We start from the raw sequence: 15564 nt of genomic DNA, 5'->3' as shown, positions 1-15564 counted from the left end.
CGGCGGCGGGCAGCGCACGGGCGCCGGACCGGCCGCCGGCGGCCGCCCGGCCGCCACCGAGGCCGCGCGCCTGCCGCAGGCCACGACCGCCACCACGGTCACCGGCCTGCCCCGGGACACCGCCCCGTTCGCCACGAACGACGGGACCGTGGTGCATCCCAGAAGGCCCGTCCCGGTGTCGGCCGCGCCGGGCGGGCAGCCGGTCGCGACGCTGCCCGACACGCAGCTCGGCGGCCCCACCTGGGTGCCCGTCGTGGAGAGCCGGCCGGGCTGGCGGCGGGTGCTGCTGCCGAGCCGTCCCAACCGCGTGACCGGCTGGATCCCCGACGCGCCGGGCTCGTTGGACATCGCCCGCAGCACCCAGGTCGTCAGGGTGGACATCGGCGACCGGAGGCTCACGATCGAGGATTCGGGCCGCAGGGTCGGCACGTGGACGGTGGCGGTGGGCGCGGCCAGGACGCCGACGCCCACCGGCCGCACGTTCCTGCTCGCCTCGCTGGCACCCGCCAAGCCCACGTTCAGCCCGCTGATCCTGCCGGTCGGCGCGCACTCCGACACGCTCGACACCTTCGGCGGCGGGCCCGGCACGGTCGCCTTCCACGGCTGGCCGGACGCCTCGGTGTTCGGCAAGGCGGTCACCCACGGCTGCGTGCGGGTGCCCAAGGACGCGCTGGCCCGGCTGGCGAAGGTGCCGCTCGGCAGCCCTGTCATCGTCACGGCCTGACCGCTTCGTCCCGCAACCCGGACATTCCTTCCCACAACCATTTCCAGAGGAGAAAACTGTGCGACTGCAGCAGCTCACCACGTTCGCGATCGGCACCGGGGCGGTCGCCGCGGTGCTCGCCGCGCCGGCCGCGCCCGCGCTGGCCGACAGCGGGGCGCACGGCTCGGCGTACGGTGTCCGCGCCCTCGGGCCGGTCGCCGTCCCGGCGGTGCCGTCGGTGACGTCCACCGACGGGCAGCCGGTCCGCGAGAGCCTCGTCCGGCTGCCGGGCAACTCGCTCATCAGGGCGTCGGGGCTGAACGCGGCCGCCCGGCCCGGTCAGGGCAGCGCCTCGGTCGCCGACGTCAAGTCGGAGAGGCTGGGCCTGACCGCCCGCTCGGTCACCGCCAAGTGCGTGAACGGCAAGGGCGTCTCGGAGCTGGCGGACGCCCGGCTGGCCGGCCGTCCGCTCGCGTTGCGGGCCAAGCCCAACAGCTCGGTGGCGGTCCCGGTGCCCGGGCTCGGCACCGCCGAGGTGGTGCTGAACAAGCAGACCCGCGACTCGCGCGGCCGGCTCAACGTGACCGCGATCGACGCGACCGTGCCGCTCGGCAAGGGCCGCACCGAGAAGCTCAGCATCGCCTCGGTGCGGTGCGCCCCGCCCGCGGCCGCGGCGCCGCGCGACCAGCAGGGCGCGCCGCCCACCAGCGCCGCGCAGCCCGGGCGTCCGGGGTCGGCGGCCGGACACGGGTCGGCGGCCGGACACCCGGGTGCGGTCGCGCAGCCGAACGGACCGGCGCACCCGGAGTCGGCGGCGCAGCCGCGGTCGGTGGTGAAGGCCCCGGCGCCCAGGCCCGTCACCGGTGACCTTCCGGTGACCGGCTGACCAGGGCAGGTGAAGGGCCCGCGCGCCGCCCGGTGCGCGGGCCTTTCGTTTGCCCGGACGGCCGGAGGGTAACGCCCGGCCAGGAGGTCGCTCGATGGATCACCAGGTCATCCGCCGCATCCCGCGCACGGACGCGCTGCTGGCCGAGCCCCGGCTCGCGGCGGCGGCGCGGCGGCTCGGCCGCGACCTGGTCAAGTCGGTGATCGTCACGGCGCAGGACCGCGCCCGGCGCGGCCAGATCGCGCCCGAGTCGGTCGCGGACGCGGCCGTCGCCGCCCTCCCCGCCACGGCCGGGGGCCTGCGCCCGGTGATCAACGCGACGGGCGTGCTGCTGCACACCAACCTCGGCCGGGCGCCGCTGTCGCGGGCCGCCCGGGAGGCGGTGCTCGCGGCGTGCGGCGCGACCGACGTGGAGCTCGACCTGGCCACCGGCGCCCGCTCCCGGCGCGGCCGCTCGGCGGTGGCGGCGCTGCTGCGGCGGGTGCCCGCCGCCGAGGCGGCGCACGTGGTCAACAACGGCGCCGCGGCCCTGGTGCTGGCCGCGACGGCGCTGGCCGCGGGCCGGGAGATCGTGCTCAGCCGGGGCGAGATGGTGGAGATCGGCGACGGGTTCCGCATCCCCGACCTGCTGGTGTCGACCGGTGCCCGGCTGCGCGAGGTCGGCACCACCAACCGGACGTCCCCGGCCGACTACGCGGCGGCCGTCGGGCCGGACACGGGGTTCGTGCTGAAGGTGCACCCGTCCAACTTCCGGATGACCGGTTTCACCTCGTCCGTCGACGTGGGCGAGCTGACCGGGCTGGGCGTGCCGGTCGTCGCCGACATCGGCTCCGGGCTGCCCGCCCCCGACCCGCTGCTGCCGGACGAACCGGATGCGACGGGCACGCTCCGGGCCGGGGCGTCGCTGGTGACCGCCAGCGGCGACAAACTGCTGGGCGGCCCGCAGTGCGGCCTCGTGCTGGGCGAGGCCCGCCTGGTCGAACGGCTCGCACGGCATCCGCTGGCCCGCGCCCTGCGCGTCGGCAAACTCACCTTGGCGGCGCTGGAGGCGACTCTGCGCGGCCCCGAGACGCCCGTTTTCACGGCCCTGCACGCGGAGCTCGAGGGGCTGCGCGAACGCGCCGGGCACATCGCGGCGAAGCTCCGCGCCGAAGGCGTGGACGCCTACGCCGTCGACAGCCGTGCGACGGTCGGCGGCGGGGGCGCCCCGGGGGTCACCCTGCCGAGCGCGGCGGTCTCGCTGCCGGAGCGCTATGCGGCGGAGCTGCGTCTCGGCTCGCCCGCGGTGGTGGGACGCGTCGAGGACGGCCGCTGCCTGCTCGACCTGCGCGCCGTCCCGGCGGACGAGGACGCCGCGCTCACCGCCGCCGTCCGCGCCGTCGGGCCGCTGTGAGGGGGCGGCGTGATGCACGTCGTCGCCACCGCCGGGCACGTCGACCACGGCAAGTCCACGCTCGTTCGGGCGCTGACGGGCATGGAGCCGGACCGCTGGGAGGAGGAGCGCCGCCGCGGCCTGACCCTGGACCTCGGGTTCGCCTGGACGCGCCTGCCCGGCGGCGCCGACCTGGCGTTCGTCGACGTGCCCGGGCATGAGCGCCTGGTCGGCAACATGCTCGCGGGGGTGGGCCCGGTGCCCGCCGTCATGTTCGTCGTCGCCGCCGACCAGGGGTGGCAGCGGCAGTCGGAGGAGCACCTGGCGGTGCTGGACGCCCTGGACGTGCGGCACGGCCTGCTCGCCGTCACCCGGCGCGACCTGACCGACGCGGCCACCGCCGCCGCCGTCCGCGACGACGCCCGCAAGCGCATCGCCGCCACGTCCCTGGGCGAGGTGCCCGCCGTCACCGTGAGCGGCGCGACGGGCGAGGGTTTGGACGAGCTGCGCGCCGCGCTGGCCGACCTGACCGGCGCGCTGCCCTCCCCCGACACCGGCGCCGACGTGCGCCTGTGGATCGACCGGGTCTTCACCGTCCAGGGCCGCGGCACCGTCGTCACCGGCACCCTGCGCGCCGGGACCGTCAGCGTCGGCGACGAGCTGGCCCTCGCGGACGGCACGCCCGTCGCGGTGCGCGGCCTGCAGACGCTGAAGCGGACGCGCACGCGGGTCGGCGCGGTGGCGCGCGTCGCGGTGAACCTGCGCGGCGCCCCCGAGACGCTGCGGCGGGGCGACGTGCTGCTGACGCCGGGCCGCTGGCTCACCACCGACCTGATCGATGTGCGGCTGCGCGGGGACGCGTCCTGCGACCTGCCGCGGCGGCTGACCCTGCACGCGGGGTCGGCGGCCGTGCCGGTCGCCGTCCGCCCGCTCGGCGACGACACCGCCCGGCTGGCGCTGTCGCGACCGCTCGCGCTGCGCGTCGGCGACATCGCGCTGCTGCGCGACCCGGGGGCGCACCGCGTCCCGGCCGGGATCACCGTGCTGGACGTGCGCCCGCCCCCGTTCACCCGGCGCGGCGCCGCGGCCGCCCGCGCCCGCGAGCTGGCCGCCCTGCCCGGCGTCCCCGACGGCGCCTGCGAGCTGCGCCGACGCGGCCTGATCCGCCGCGGGGACCTGCTGGCCATGGGCCTCGCACCGCCCTCGGCCCCCGTCGCCGGGGACTGGCTCGCCGACCCCGACCACTGGGCCGACCTGCGGCGCCGCCTGGCGGAGGCCGTGGAGGAGCACGCGGCCCGCCACCCCACCGACCCGGGCCTGCCCGCCGAGGCGGCCCGCCGCGTCCTCGGCCTCCCCGACCGCGCCCTGGTCGAGGCGCTGGCCGGGGACGACCTGCAGCGACGCGACGGCAGGCTCTACGGGGCGACGACGCGTCCCCGATTGCCCCCAGACGTCCAACGCGCTGTCGACGCCGTGCGCCGCGACCTGGCCGCGGCCCCGTTCCGCGCCCCGGAGGCGGGCCGCCTCGCCGAACTCGGCCTCACCCCGAAGCTGCTCGCCGCCGCGGCCGCCGCGGGCGCCCTGCGCAAGATCTGCGACGGGATCGTCCTGCTGCCCGACTGCGAGACCCGCGCCGCGGCGATCCTGGCCCGCCTGCCGCAGCCGTTCACGCCCGGCCAGGCCCGCCAGGCCCTCGGCACCACCCGCCGCGTCGCCGTCCCGCTCCTGGAGCACCTGGACCGCCGCGGCTACACCGTCCGGGTGGACGGCACCCACCGCCGCTGCCCGCCCCGGTGACCTCACCCGGTCGCTTTGAGCCGGAAGCCGTGGAGGCCGCCGCCGTGCTCGACGACGGCGAACCCGTCGCCGACCGCCAGGGCCGTCACGGCGATGCCGTCGGCCACCACCCGCCCCGTCCGGTTGTCGAGGGCGAGGAGCCCCGCCCGGCCCGGCTGCGCCGTCCGGTCGGCGGTCGGCTGCCGGTCGAGCGCCATGAACGTCACGCCCGCGGCGGAGGCGACCGGCGTCATCGGCCGGGGGTTCGAGCCGTCCTGGCTCCAGCGGAGCCGTCCGGTATCGGCGTCGACGATGACGGCGCGCCGACCGCCGCCGACGAGCGCGCGCGTCACCGGGTCGTACAGCCAGGCGCGGATGCCGTACCGGCCGCCGCCGTCGTCCGGCAGCGCGATGTCGGCCCGGCGCCGCCCGGTGGCCGCGTCGACCAGCCGGAGGCGCCCGGCGGTCGTCTCGAGCAGCACATCGGTCCCGGCGGTGGCCACGTGCACCGCCTTCGGCACCCGCCAGGCGACCTTGCCGCCCCGGGCGAGATCGACGCCCCGGACCCCGTCGTCGAGCACCTTGTCCTCGCGCATCACGGCCGTATCGCCGACGACGTCGTACACGTCGTCGGAGTCGTAGCTCGCGGGAACGTCGACGGGCCCGCCACCGCCGATCGGCTGGAACCGCGTCGTGCCCTCGGGCGCCTTGTCCGGGGTGCCCTGGCCCTTGGTGTGCGCGATGGCGTACCCGCCGTTGAACGTCCCCCGGTCGCCTTGCGCGACGGGGTCGCCGCCGCTGCCGGGAGGTGTGCGCCAGAGCTGCCCGCCCGCGGTGTCCAGGACCAGGTCGGTGAGCTGCTCTCGCTCCTGCCGGGTTCCAGACGCCGGGATGCGTTCGCTGAAGCGCACCACCGCCACCGGCCGGCCCCGCACCGTGTCCCCGAGGAGACGCACCGGTTCGCCGCTGCGCAGGACGGGCCGCTCGACGGCGTTGATCTGATGCCGCTGGAGGGTCTTGCCCGTGGCGGCGTCCAGCACGGTCACCTGGTATCCCTGCCGGGTGCCGAGCATTGCCACGGCATTGCCGTACCCGAGCATCACCGCACTTCCCGGGCTCGGGACGCTCCATAGCGGCCTGCCCTCCACCCCCGGAAGCGCAGGGCCGTCATAGGAGATCCCGGTGTTGCGGCTCTCCGCCCGCGGCTTCTCGCCGTCCCCTCCGCCGCAGGCCGCGGCCCCCATCACGACCAGCACGACGAGGGCGAAACGAATCCTTGCGATCAACACGACCTCCCGGACGGTACGGCGGATCACCCCGCCCGCCGCATATTGCCAACACCCCCTCCGCCCGTCACCCGATTCCGCCAACGCCACCGGCGCGCACCGCGTCGGCCGCACCGATCCCCCCGGGCCGCGCCGCGTCCCTGCGACTGCGAAAACACGCCCATCTCAATCGACCACCGACGGATTCGCCACCGAAATCAGCCGGAATGCGAGAAAAGCGAGCCCGAAACGAGGGAAGAGGCCCGCCGTCCCGACAAAGACCCCTGACGTGCCCGAGTTCCGCGTCTTAGCCTGAGGAAGGTCGAGACGCCCAGGAAAGGTGCAGCGCCCATGTCCGGCACGATCGGCGAACGCCTCAGACGCGCCCGACGCGAACGCGGCATGACCCGGGAGGACCTCGCACGGGCCGCCGGTGTCAGCGTCGATCTGATCTCCAAACTCGAACAGGGCCGCCGCGAATCGGCGCGCATCACCACGCTGGCGAAACTGGCCAACGCCCTCGACCTGGAAATCCCCCACCTGCTCGACAGACGCGACCGCCTCGGCCCCGACCGCGACGGCGGCAGCGTCCTGGCGGTCCGGGACGTGCTGCTGTCACCGTCGCTGCTCCCCGGCATGGACACCGACGACGACGGTGAACCGACACCGCTGGACGAACTGGAGCGATCGGTGTCCCGGGCATGGGACCATTACTGGGCGGGAGATTTCGGCGAAGTCCTCGCCTCCTTGCCCAACCTCGTCGGCGAGGCCCGCGTCACCCATTCGGCAGTGGGAACGGCCGCCGTTCGTCCGTTGGCGCTCGCCTACGCGCTGGCGTCCAACCTCATGGCGCAGATCGGGCGCACGGACCTCGGTCTCGTAGCGGCCGAGCGGGCCATCACCGTGGCGCACACCGGCGACGACATGCTGCTGTGGGCCACCATGCACGCCGAGTACGCGTGGGTCCTGCTCCACCAGGGCCGCTACGCCGAGTCGGAGAAGGTCGCCGCCGACATGGCGGCCCGCATCGAGCCGTCGTTCGGGGACGGCGAGAAGGAGATCGCCGCATGGGGCAATCTCCTGATGACCGCCGTCGCCCCGGCCGTCGGCCAGGACCGCACCCCCGAGGAGTATCTGCGGCCGGCCGGAGCGGGCGCCGAGAGGCTGGGGCGCCGCGTGCGCGTCTACCACACGTCCTTCGCCCCGCCCACCGTGGCGATGCAGGCGACATACGCCTACAGCATTTTGAAGAAGCCCGCTGAGGCGCTGAAGGCGGCCAAGCGGATCCGGCCGCCGTCGAAGGACCATCCGGGCGACCTGCGAGGCATCTCCTGGGGCGCTCATCTGATGGATGTGGCGCAGGCCCACTTCGACGCCGGACGCCTCAGCGCAGCCACAACAACGCTGCTCGAGGCTCAACAAGTGTCGCCGGTGTGGTTCCGGCACCAGCGCATCGCCCAGGCCCTGACCAGAGACATCCGCGAGACAGAAAAACGCCTGAGCCCGGCCACCCGCAGGCTGACCAAGGCGCTCGGCGTCGAGGACTAGCGCGCTTCGGATCAGCAGGCGAGGTCACTCTGAGTAGGACATGGTGCCCCAGTGTGACCGGATGCGGACGGTGAGAACCGCACATCCTGTCTCTGGTGTTCCCGGCGCGTCACCGTGAGTCTGTGTTGTGTGACGCAGTGCATCTCTTCAGCCACGGCCGCCGCGTCAGGGGGACGCTGGTGCGGCTCGTCCGCCGAGAAGGCACGCGCGTGGAACGAGATCCGCGTGCAGATCGAGTGGGAGCTGATGCGGCGCTTCCCCGGGGCGATCGCGGGCTACGGCGAGTACAGCCGACAGTGGTTCATCTTCGACCGCGCGGGCCGGACGTTCTACGCCCCGACGCCCGAGCAGCTGGCCCACCAGGTCATGCACACCTGGCAGCGGCCGACCGGCGCGGTCGCGAGACCGAGGGCGGGCGGCTCCGATGGGTGACGTCTCGCGGATCAAGGCGGCGCTCCGGGACGAGTTCCCCGGCTGGTCGTTCCTCTACACGGACCGGCACCGGTGGTGGGCCACGCGCGACCCCAAGCCGGGAGAGCAGGTCAACAACGGCGAGTCGGCGCTCGACGCCGACACCCCCGAGGAACTGCGCCGGTTGCTGCTGAAGATCGGCGACACCTAGACGCCGGGGCCCCGGGACCAGAGGGCGCCGGCCGGGGCCTCGGTCGGCGGCGGCGCGGCCCCTTCCCACCGCGCCGCCGCCACCCCCACCGACCGCGCCCCCGCACACCCGCGCCCCATCACCGGCTCGGAGGCACGTCCTACCGAGAACGCGATCGAGCACCCCGGCCAAGGTCACATGCGCGCCGCCGGATGCGGTGGCCCCGCGTCCGCACACGCCACCCAGCACATTCCGCAGTGCCGGTGGCGTTGTCGCGACGGCGCCGACTGCTCCCCCTGAAGCCCCGCTCGGCCCCGCCCGCTACCCGCGAGAAGGAACGCCGCGGCGGTCAGGTGGCCGAGTCTCCCGAGCACGCCGGGCACGGGAGTTGCTGCAAGGTGCTGGTCACAACGTGCCCGGCGCCGAGGCAGACCCGGCAGCCAGGGAAGTTCGCCGTGCCGACATCCGCCCAGACCGGCGGGGGCTCGGGAGGGGGCCCGCTGTCATCGCCGACATAGCCGCGTCCGCCGCAGAAGTTGCACGCCAGTACCAGCGGCCCCATGCGCTGCTCGCCCGAACCGCCGCAGTCCGGGCAGTCGAGACGATCACTCACTCCTGACCCGTCCCCTTCCACGCAGAGCGCGAACGGCACGCGTTCAACCTTCTTGTCGTCGTTCTCAAGCCGCCACGCAGCGGCTCAGTCATCCGCGAAAGCCGTCACCCGCCCGCTCATCATCACTCACGCCGATAGGCAGGTGAAGGCGGGTGAGGAAAATCTGTGGGCGGGCCCGGTCACACGGGCTACCGGCTCCCTGACTCTTGGGGGCCGCTCGCCTATGGTGGGCGGATGAGGGTTGCGGTGACGGGGGCGTCCGGGTTGATCGGGACGGCGCTGGTCCGGAGCCTGGAGGCGGACGGGCACCGGGTGGTGCGGCTGGTCCGGCGGCAGCCCGCGGGCCCCAGGGAGATGTCGTGGCAGCCGGGCGGCACGCTCGGCGCCGAGGCGCTGGCGGGTGTGGACGCGGTGGTCCACCTGGCCGGGGCCGGGATCGGCGACCGCCGGTGGAGCGCCGCCTACAAGCGGGTGATCCGCGAGAGCCGGGTGCGCGGGACGCGGACCGTCGCGGAGGCCGTGGCGCAGGCGCGTCCGCGCGTGCTGGTGTGCGGGTCGGCGATCGGTTTCTACGGGGACACCGGCGGCCGCGAGGTCGACGAGACCGCCCCGGCGGGCAGCGGGTTCCTGGCGGGTGTGGTCCGGGACTGGGAGGCCGCCGCGGCACCGGCCCGGGAGGCGGGCGTGCGGGTGGTGTTCGCGCGCACCGGGCTGGTGCTGGGGCGGGGCGGGCTGGTCGGCAGGCTGCTGCCGCTGTTCCGGCTGGGCCTGGGCGGCAGGCTCGGCGACGGGCGGCAGTGGATGAGCTGGATCTCCCTTGACGACGAGGTGGCGGCGCTGCGCTTCCTCCTGGACGGCGACCTGGAGGGGCCCGTCAACCTGACGGCGCCGCGGCCGGTGACCAACGCCGACTTCACCCGGGCGTTGGCGCGGGCCGTGGGGCGTCCGGCGGTGCTGGCGGTGCCCGGGGCGGCGCTGCGGCTGGTGCTCGGGGAGTTCGCGGAGGAGGGGGCGCTGATCAGCCAGCGGGTGCTGCCCCGCAGGCTGGAGGAGGCGGGGTTCACCTTCGGGCACCCCGAGGTGACCGCCGCGCTGGCGACGGCCACGTCCACCTGACCGGGCGCGAAGTGCCTCCTCGGGGGCAGGGGAAGTTGGCTCCCGCGGGTGACGGCCGTTCGAGAACGCCGTTCCTACCGTGATCCGCATGGTGAGACACGTGGGAACGGTGAGCGGGGCGCTGGCGGTCACGGTCGCGCTGACAGGGCAACCGGCGGTCGCGGAGACGGCCCGGTACGCGGAGCTGCGGCAGGTGGTGCGGCGGTTGACGGCGCAGGACGGCGCGGTCGGCGCCCAGGCGGTGGTGACCGGGCGGCGGGGACGCGTCGCCGTCGCCGCGGGAGCGGGCGACGTGCGGAGCGGGGCGCCGATGCCGCGCGGAGGCAGGTTCCGCATCGGCAGCCTCACCAAGCCGTTCGTGGCGACGGTGGTGCTCCAGCTCGTGGGCGAGGGCAGGGTGGATCTGGACGCGCCGGTGGAGGACCATCTGCCGGGGCTGCTGGGCGACGGCGCCGCCGACAAGCCCGTCACGGTGCGGCATCTGCTGCAGCACACCAGCGGCCTGCCCGACGTCCTGGACGTGCTGCCGCCCGCGCAGCTGATCGGCGACCGGTTCCGGCACTGGGAGCCGCGGGAGCTGGTGGAGATCGCCCTCAGTCGGCCGCGGCTGTTCGACCCCGGCGACAGGTGGGACTACTCCAACACCAACTACGTCCTGGCCGCGATGCTCGTCGAGCGCGTGACCGGTCGCACGTACGGGGAGGAGATCCGCCGGCGCATCGTGCGGCCGCTGCACCTGACGGACACCTTCGTGCCCGGCGACCGGACCGGCATCCCCGGGCGCCGTCCGCGCGGATACGCGCGGACGGGGGGAAAGCTGCTCGATGTCACCGAGCTCAACGCCACGATGGCGGCGGGGGCCGGAGACATGGTCTCCAGTGCCCGTGACGTGAACCGGTTTCTGGCCGCGCTGCTGCGGGGCGGGTTGCTGCGGCCCGCGCAGCGGCGCGAGATGATGACGACGCGGCCGACCGGGTCCGGTGCGGAGTACGGGCTGGGTCTGCAGAAGTTCCGGCTGAAGGGGTGCGGCGGCGGGTTCTGGGGGCACGGCGGGGACATGCTCGGTTTCTCCGCCCGTTCCGGCGCGACCGCCGACGGCAGGCAGGTCACCGTCATGGTGAACGTCAATCCCGGCGGCACCCGGGCGCAGAAGGACGACCTGGAGGCGGCCGTCTCCGCCGCCCTGTGCGCGTGAGGCCCTTCCTCCGGCGCGGCCGGGTATCTGCCGTGCGGGGGAGGTTCGCAGCGGAGGCGGACGGGAATCGAACCCGCCTGTCCGAGGACCTCGGACACCGCGACTTTGAAGGTCGGGGGGGCCACCAGGCACCCAGACGCCTCCAGCACCGGCGCATACCCGGCGCGGCGGCCGTCACACCGAGAAGGGGGAGCAGATGACGACGACCGGAGGGACCGTCCGGCTCACGCGGTACGCGCGGGGCGGCGGGTGCGCGTGCAAGATCCCGCCCGGGGAGCTGGAGGACGTGGTGGCCGGGCTGGCCGCGACGCCCGCGGCGTCGTCCACAGCGGCCGGTGCGCAGGTGCTCATCGGGTTGGAGACCGGCGACGACGCGGCCGTGGTGCGGGTGGCGGACGACGGCCCGGCCGTGGTGGCGACGGCGGACTTCTTCACCCCCGTGGTGGACGACCCCTACGACTGGGGGCGCATCGCCGCGGCCAACGCGCTGTCGGACGTGTACGCGGTGGGCGGGCGTCCCCTGGTGGCGGTGAACCTGCTGGCGTGGCCGCGGGACGTGCTGTCGTTCGACCTGGCGCGGGAGGTGCTGCGCGGGGGGCTGGACGTCGCGGCGGAGGCGGGCTGCCATGTGGGCGGCGGGCACAGCGTGGACGACGCCGAACCCAAGTACGGGATGGCGGTCACGGGCGTCGCCGATCCCGGGCGGCTGCTGCGCAACGACCGGGGCCGCGCCGGGCTGCCGCTGTCGCTGACCAAGCCGCTCGGCATCGGGGTGCTCAACAACCGGCACAAGGCGACGGGCGAGGTGTTCCCGCAGGCCGTGCAGGCGATGGTCGCGCTCAACCGGGAGGCCGCGGAGGCCGCGCTGCGGGCGGGCGTCGAGTGCGCCACGGACGTGACCGGGTTCGGGCTGCTGGGGCACCTGTACAAGCTGGCGCGGGCGTCGGGCGTCACGGCCGTCGTCGACGCCTCGGCCGTCCCGTGTCTGGACGGCGCGCGGCGGGCGGTGCGGGACGGGTTCGTCAGCGGCGGCACGCGGCGCAACCTGGCCTGGGTCGCCCCGCACACCGACTTCGGAGGCGCCGACGAGGAGACGCGGCTGCTGCTGGCGGACGCGCAGACGTCGGGCGGCCTGCTCGTCGCGGGCGAGATCCCCGGCGCGCCGGTGATCGGCGAGCTGGTGCCCCGGCGGGAGCACGTGCTCGTCGTCCGGTAGGGCGTCACACCTCGGTGCCGGTGGCGCCGGTGATGCCGGCGCGGCGGCGGTAGGAGCGGACCAGGGCCGCCGCCTGCGCGCCGCGCGGGCGGCGGCCCGGGCGGATGTCGCAGGCGATGGCCTTGCTCTCCTGGATGTGGGTGTTGGGGTCGAGCGCCATGTGGACCAGTTCGTTGGCGGCGTCGCCGGTGCTGTAGCCGTTGGGGCCCCAGTGGTAGGGCAGGCCGATCTGGTGCAGGGTGCGGCCGTCCACCGTCAGCGGCGTCATGCGTTCGGTGACCAGGACGCGCGCCTCGATCACGTTGCGGGCGGAGACGATGGTGGCCCAGCCCAGGTGCTCCAGGCCGCGTTCGCGTGCCAGCTCCGGGGACACCTCGCAGAAGAACTCGGGCTGGAGTTCGGCGAGGTAGGGCTGCCAGCGCGACATGCCTCCGGCCGTGTGGTGCTCGGTGAGCCGGTAGGTGGTGGCCACGTACGGGTACACCGGCGACCCGACGGGCTGGTAGCGGTTGTCGGGGTGCGGGGACGGCAGGTGCCGTGCGGGGTTGCGCTGCTGCCCGTAGAGCGGGTTGGTGAAGGGCGAGTCCTGGGGTTCGTAGTGGGCGGGCAGGGGGCCGTCCACGAGTCCGGTGGGCGCGTACAGCCACGCCTTCCCGTCGGCCTGCATGATGAACGGGTCGTCGCCGGCGAGCGCGTCGGCGGCGCGCGCGCCTTCCGGGGGCGTGTAGCCGGGGGGCCTGTCGGGGACGAAGTCGGGTACGTCGTGGCCGCTCCAGCGGCCCTGGGACGCGTCCCACCAGACGAGGGCCTTGCGTTCGCTCCAGGGTCTGCCGTCCGGGTCGGCGGACGCGCGGTTGTAGAGGATGCGGCGGTTGGCGGGCCACGCCCAGCCCCATTCGGGGGCGACCCAGTTCTGGTCGCGGCCGGGTTTGCGTCGGGCGGCCTGGTTGACGCCTCCGGCGTAGACGCCGCAGTAGATCCAGCAGCCGCAGGAGGTGGAGCCGTCGTCCTTCAGCTCGGTGTAGGCGCCGAGCGGGCGGCCGTCGGCGGCGCGGCCGTTGATCTCGGCGAGGACGGCCTCGGCGTCGGGTTCGGCGTTCTCCCCCGTGACCGGGTAGTCCCAGGTCAGGTCGAGGATGGGATGGTCCATCTCAGCGGTGGACCCGGCGAGCGCGGCCCGGATGAGGCGGCCGAGGTGGTAGGCGAACCACAGGTCGCTGCGCGCCTGGCCGGGCGGTTCGACGGCGGCGTGGTGCCACTGCAGCATGCGCTGGGTGTTGGTGAAGCTGCCGTCCTTCTCGGTGTGCGCGGCGGCGGGCAGGAAGAACACCTCGGTGGCGATGTCCTCGGTGCGCAGCTCGCCGGTTTCGATCTCCGGGCCGTCCTTCCACCAGGTGGCCGACTCGATCAGGGAGAAGTCGCGCACGACGAGCCAGTCGAGGTTCGCCATGCCGAGCCGCTGCATCTTGGCGTCGGCGGACCCGACGGCGGGGTTCTCCCCCAGCAGGAAGTAGCCCTTGCAGACGCCGTCGAGCTGGGCCATGACCGTCTCGTAGGTGCTGTGGGAGCCGGTGAGGCGGGGCAGGTAGTCGAAGCGGTAGTCGTTGGCCGCGGTGGCGGCGTCCCCCCAGTACGCCTTGAGCAGGCTCACCATGTAGGCGCGCATGTCGCCCCAGAAGCCCTTGCGCGCCGCCTCGGCCCGCACGTAGGCGTCGAGGTCCTCGTGCGCGTGCGCGTGCGGCATGGGCAGGTAGCCGGGCAGCAGGTTGAACAGGGTGGGGATGTCGGTGGAGCCCTGGATGGAGGCGTGCCCGCGCAGCGCCAGGATGCCGCCGCCGGGGCGTCCGATGTTGCCGAGCAGCAGCTGCAGGATCGCCGCCGCGCGGATGTACTGGACGCCGACGGTGTGCTGCGTCCACCCGACCGCGTAGGCGAACGCGGTGGTGCGGTCGCGGCCGGAGTTGCCGGTGATCAGGTCGCAGACGGTGCGGAAGACGTCCTGCGGGACGCCGCAGACGCGTTCGACCATCTCCGGGGTGTAGCGGGCGTAGTGCCGTTTGAGCACCTGGAACACGCAGCGGGGGTGCCGCAGCGTCGGGTCCCGCGGCGGGTGACCGGCGGCGATGGGGTGGCCGCCGGATCCGGCGGTCTCGCCGCGGGCCGCCTCCGCGACCTCGGGCTCGCCGCCGCCCCGCGTGCGCCGGTCGTACTCCTGGTCGCGCCGCCCCGCGGCCGCCTGCACCTCCAGGCCGGCGTACTGCCAGGTGGCGTTGTCGTAGGCGCGGCTGCCGGGGTCGAAGCCGGAGAACAGGCCGTCGAGGTCCTCGGTGTCGCGGAAGTCCTCGCGCAGGATGACCGGCGCGTTGGTGTAGGCGACGACGTAGTCGCGGAAGTAGGCGCCGGTGCGCAGGACGTGGTTGATGATGCCGCCGAGGAAGGCGATGTCGCTGCCCGCGCGCAGCGGCACGTGCACGTCGGCCATGGCGCTGGTGCGGGTGAACCGCGGGTCGACGTGGACGACCTTGGCGCCGCGGGCCTTGGCCTCCATCACCCACTGGAACCCGACCGGATGGCATTCGGCCATGTTCGAGCCCTGGATGACGATGCAGTCGGCGTTGGCCAGGTCCTGCTGGAAGGTGGTGGCGCCGCCGCGTCCGAACGAGGTTCCCAGACCGGGAACGGTGGAGGAGTGTCAAATGCGCGCCTGGTTTTCGATCTGTATCGCGCCCAGGGCGGTGAACAGCTTCTTGAGCAGGTAGTTCTCCTCGTTGTCGAGGGTGGCGCCGCCGAGGGAGGCCAGGCCGAGGGTCCGCCGCACCCGCCGGCCGCCGACCTCCCACTGCCAGCCGGCGCGGCGCGCCGCGATCACCCGGTCGGCGATCATCTGCATGGCGGTGTCGAGGTCGAGGTGCTCCCAGTCGGTGCCGTGGGGGCGCCGGTACAGCACCCTGTGCTCGCGGGCCGGGCCGGTGGTGAGCTGGAGGCTGGCCGACCCTTTGGGGCACAGGCGGCCGCGTGAGACGGGCGAGTCGGGGTCGCCTTCGATCTGGGTGACCTTGCCGTCCTGGACGTAGACGTTCTGCCCGCAGCCGACCGCGCAGTAGGGGCACACCGACTTGACGACGCGGTCGGCGGTGGCCACGCGGGGGTCGAGCCGTTCGCTGCGGCGGCTCTTGGCCGCGGCGCCGCGTCCCAGCGGGTCGTCGCCGGTGAGCTGCCGGTAGACCGGCCAGGACTCGATCCATGTGCGGACGCCCATGTCAGTCCCTTTTC

General features: G+C 74.6%; 12 protein-coding genes and 1 tRNA gene. 10 read left to right on the top strand and 3 right to left on the bottom strand.

All coding sequences use genetic code 11. The annotated features are described in order from the left end of the window. The 4 genes from ABD879_RS19225 to ABD879_RS19210 form a co-directional block, all read left to right on the top strand. Window positions 1-724, top strand: a 724-nt coding sequence (locus ABD879_RS19225; RefSeq protein ID WP_345022855.1) for a L,D-transpeptidase, incomplete at its 5' end; no start/stop codon positions are given. A gap of 58 nt (window positions 725-782) precedes the next feature. Next, on the top strand, window positions 783-1589 hold the full coding sequence (locus ABD879_RS19220) for a choice-of-anchor P family protein (protein ID WP_345022854.1): 807 nt from the start codon (window positions 783-785) through the stop codon (window positions 1587-1589). A 94-nt stretch (window positions 1590-1683) separates the two neighbouring features. After that, entirely contained in the window at window positions 1684-2982 is a 1299-nt protein-coding gene (gene selA, locus ABD879_RS19215; protein WP_345022853.1) for an L-seryl-tRNA(Sec) selenium transferase, read from the top strand. A 12-nt stretch (window positions 2983-2994) separates the two neighbouring features. Continuing rightward, window positions 2995-4758 carry a SelB domain-containing protein gene (locus ABD879_RS19210; RefSeq protein ID WP_345022856.1) on the top strand — a complete coding sequence of 588 codons (1764 nt, stop codon included), beginning with the start codon at window positions 2995-2997 and terminating at the stop codon, window positions 4756-4758. A 2-nt stretch (window positions 4759-4760) separates the two neighbouring features. Here the strand turns inward: ABD879_RS19210 and ABD879_RS19205 are convergent, their stop codons facing one another. Next, on the bottom strand, window positions 4761-6026 hold the full coding sequence (locus ABD879_RS19205; protein ID WP_345022852.1) for an outer membrane protein assembly factor BamB family protein: 1266 nt from the start codon (window positions 6024-6026) through the stop codon (window positions 4761-4763). 327 nt (window positions 6027-6353) lie between these two features. Between ABD879_RS19205 and ABD879_RS19200 the strand changes: the two genes are divergently transcribed. The 5 genes from ABD879_RS19200 to ABD879_RS19180 all read left to right on the top strand — a co-directional run bounded on the left by ABD879_RS19200 (window position 6354) and on the right by ABD879_RS19180 (window position 11075). Then, window positions 6354-7550 carry a helix-turn-helix domain-containing protein gene (locus ABD879_RS19200; protein ID WP_345022851.1) on the top strand — a complete coding sequence of 399 codons (1197 nt, stop codon included), beginning with the start codon at window positions 6354-6356 and terminating at the stop codon, window positions 7548-7550. A gap of 129 nt (window positions 7551-7679) precedes the next feature. Beyond that, window positions 7680-7982, top strand: coding sequence for a hypothetical protein (locus tag ABD879_RS19195; protein ID WP_345022850.1), 303 nt, complete (start codon window positions 7680-7682; stop codon window positions 7980-7982). Further along, a complete protein-coding gene (locus tag ABD879_RS19190; protein ID WP_345022848.1) occupies window positions 7975-8172 on the top strand; it encodes a hypothetical protein in 198 nt (65 codons plus the stop codon). Before ABD879_RS19195 ends, ABD879_RS19190 begins: the two co-directional genes overlap by 8 nt. Window positions 8173-8998: 826 nt before the next feature. Then, entirely contained in the window at window positions 8999-9880 is an 882-nt protein-coding gene (locus ABD879_RS19185; protein ID WP_345022847.1) for a TIGR01777 family oxidoreductase, read from the top strand. 88 nt (window positions 9881-9968) lie between these two features. After that, window positions 9969-11075 carry a serine hydrolase domain-containing protein gene (locus ABD879_RS19180; RefSeq protein WP_345022846.1) on the top strand — a complete coding sequence of 369 codons (1107 nt, stop codon included), beginning with the start codon at window positions 9969-9971 and terminating at the stop codon, window positions 11073-11075. 50 nt (window positions 11076-11125) lie between these two features. Here ABD879_RS19180 and ABD879_RS19175 read toward each other — a convergent pair. Continuing rightward, window positions 11126-11219, bottom strand: a tRNA-Sec gene (locus ABD879_RS19175). A gap of 52 nt (window positions 11220-11271) precedes the next feature. Here ABD879_RS19175 and selD point away from each other — a divergent pair. Further along, window positions 11272-12291: a selenide, water dikinase SelD gene (gene selD / locus ABD879_RS19170; RefSeq protein WP_345022845.1), complete on the top strand. Its 1020-nt coding sequence runs from the start codon at window positions 11272-11274 to the stop codon at window positions 12289-12291. 4 nt (window positions 12292-12295) lie between these two features. On the opposite strand, the gene fdh is transcribed toward selD, so the two are convergent. Next, on the bottom strand, window positions 12296-15550 hold the full coding sequence (fdh, locus tag ABD879_RS19165) for a formate dehydrogenase (protein WP_345022844.1): 3255 nt from the start codon (window positions 15548-15550) through the stop codon (window positions 12296-12298). Window positions 15551-15564: the final 14 nt, after the last annotated feature.

Source organism: Actinomadura keratinilytica (assembly GCF_039539665.1).
Lineage (GTDB): Bacteria > Actinomycetota > Actinomycetes > Streptosporangiales > Streptosporangiaceae > Spirillospora > Spirillospora keratinilytica.
This window is presented reverse-complemented; position numbering and strand designations above follow the sequence as displayed.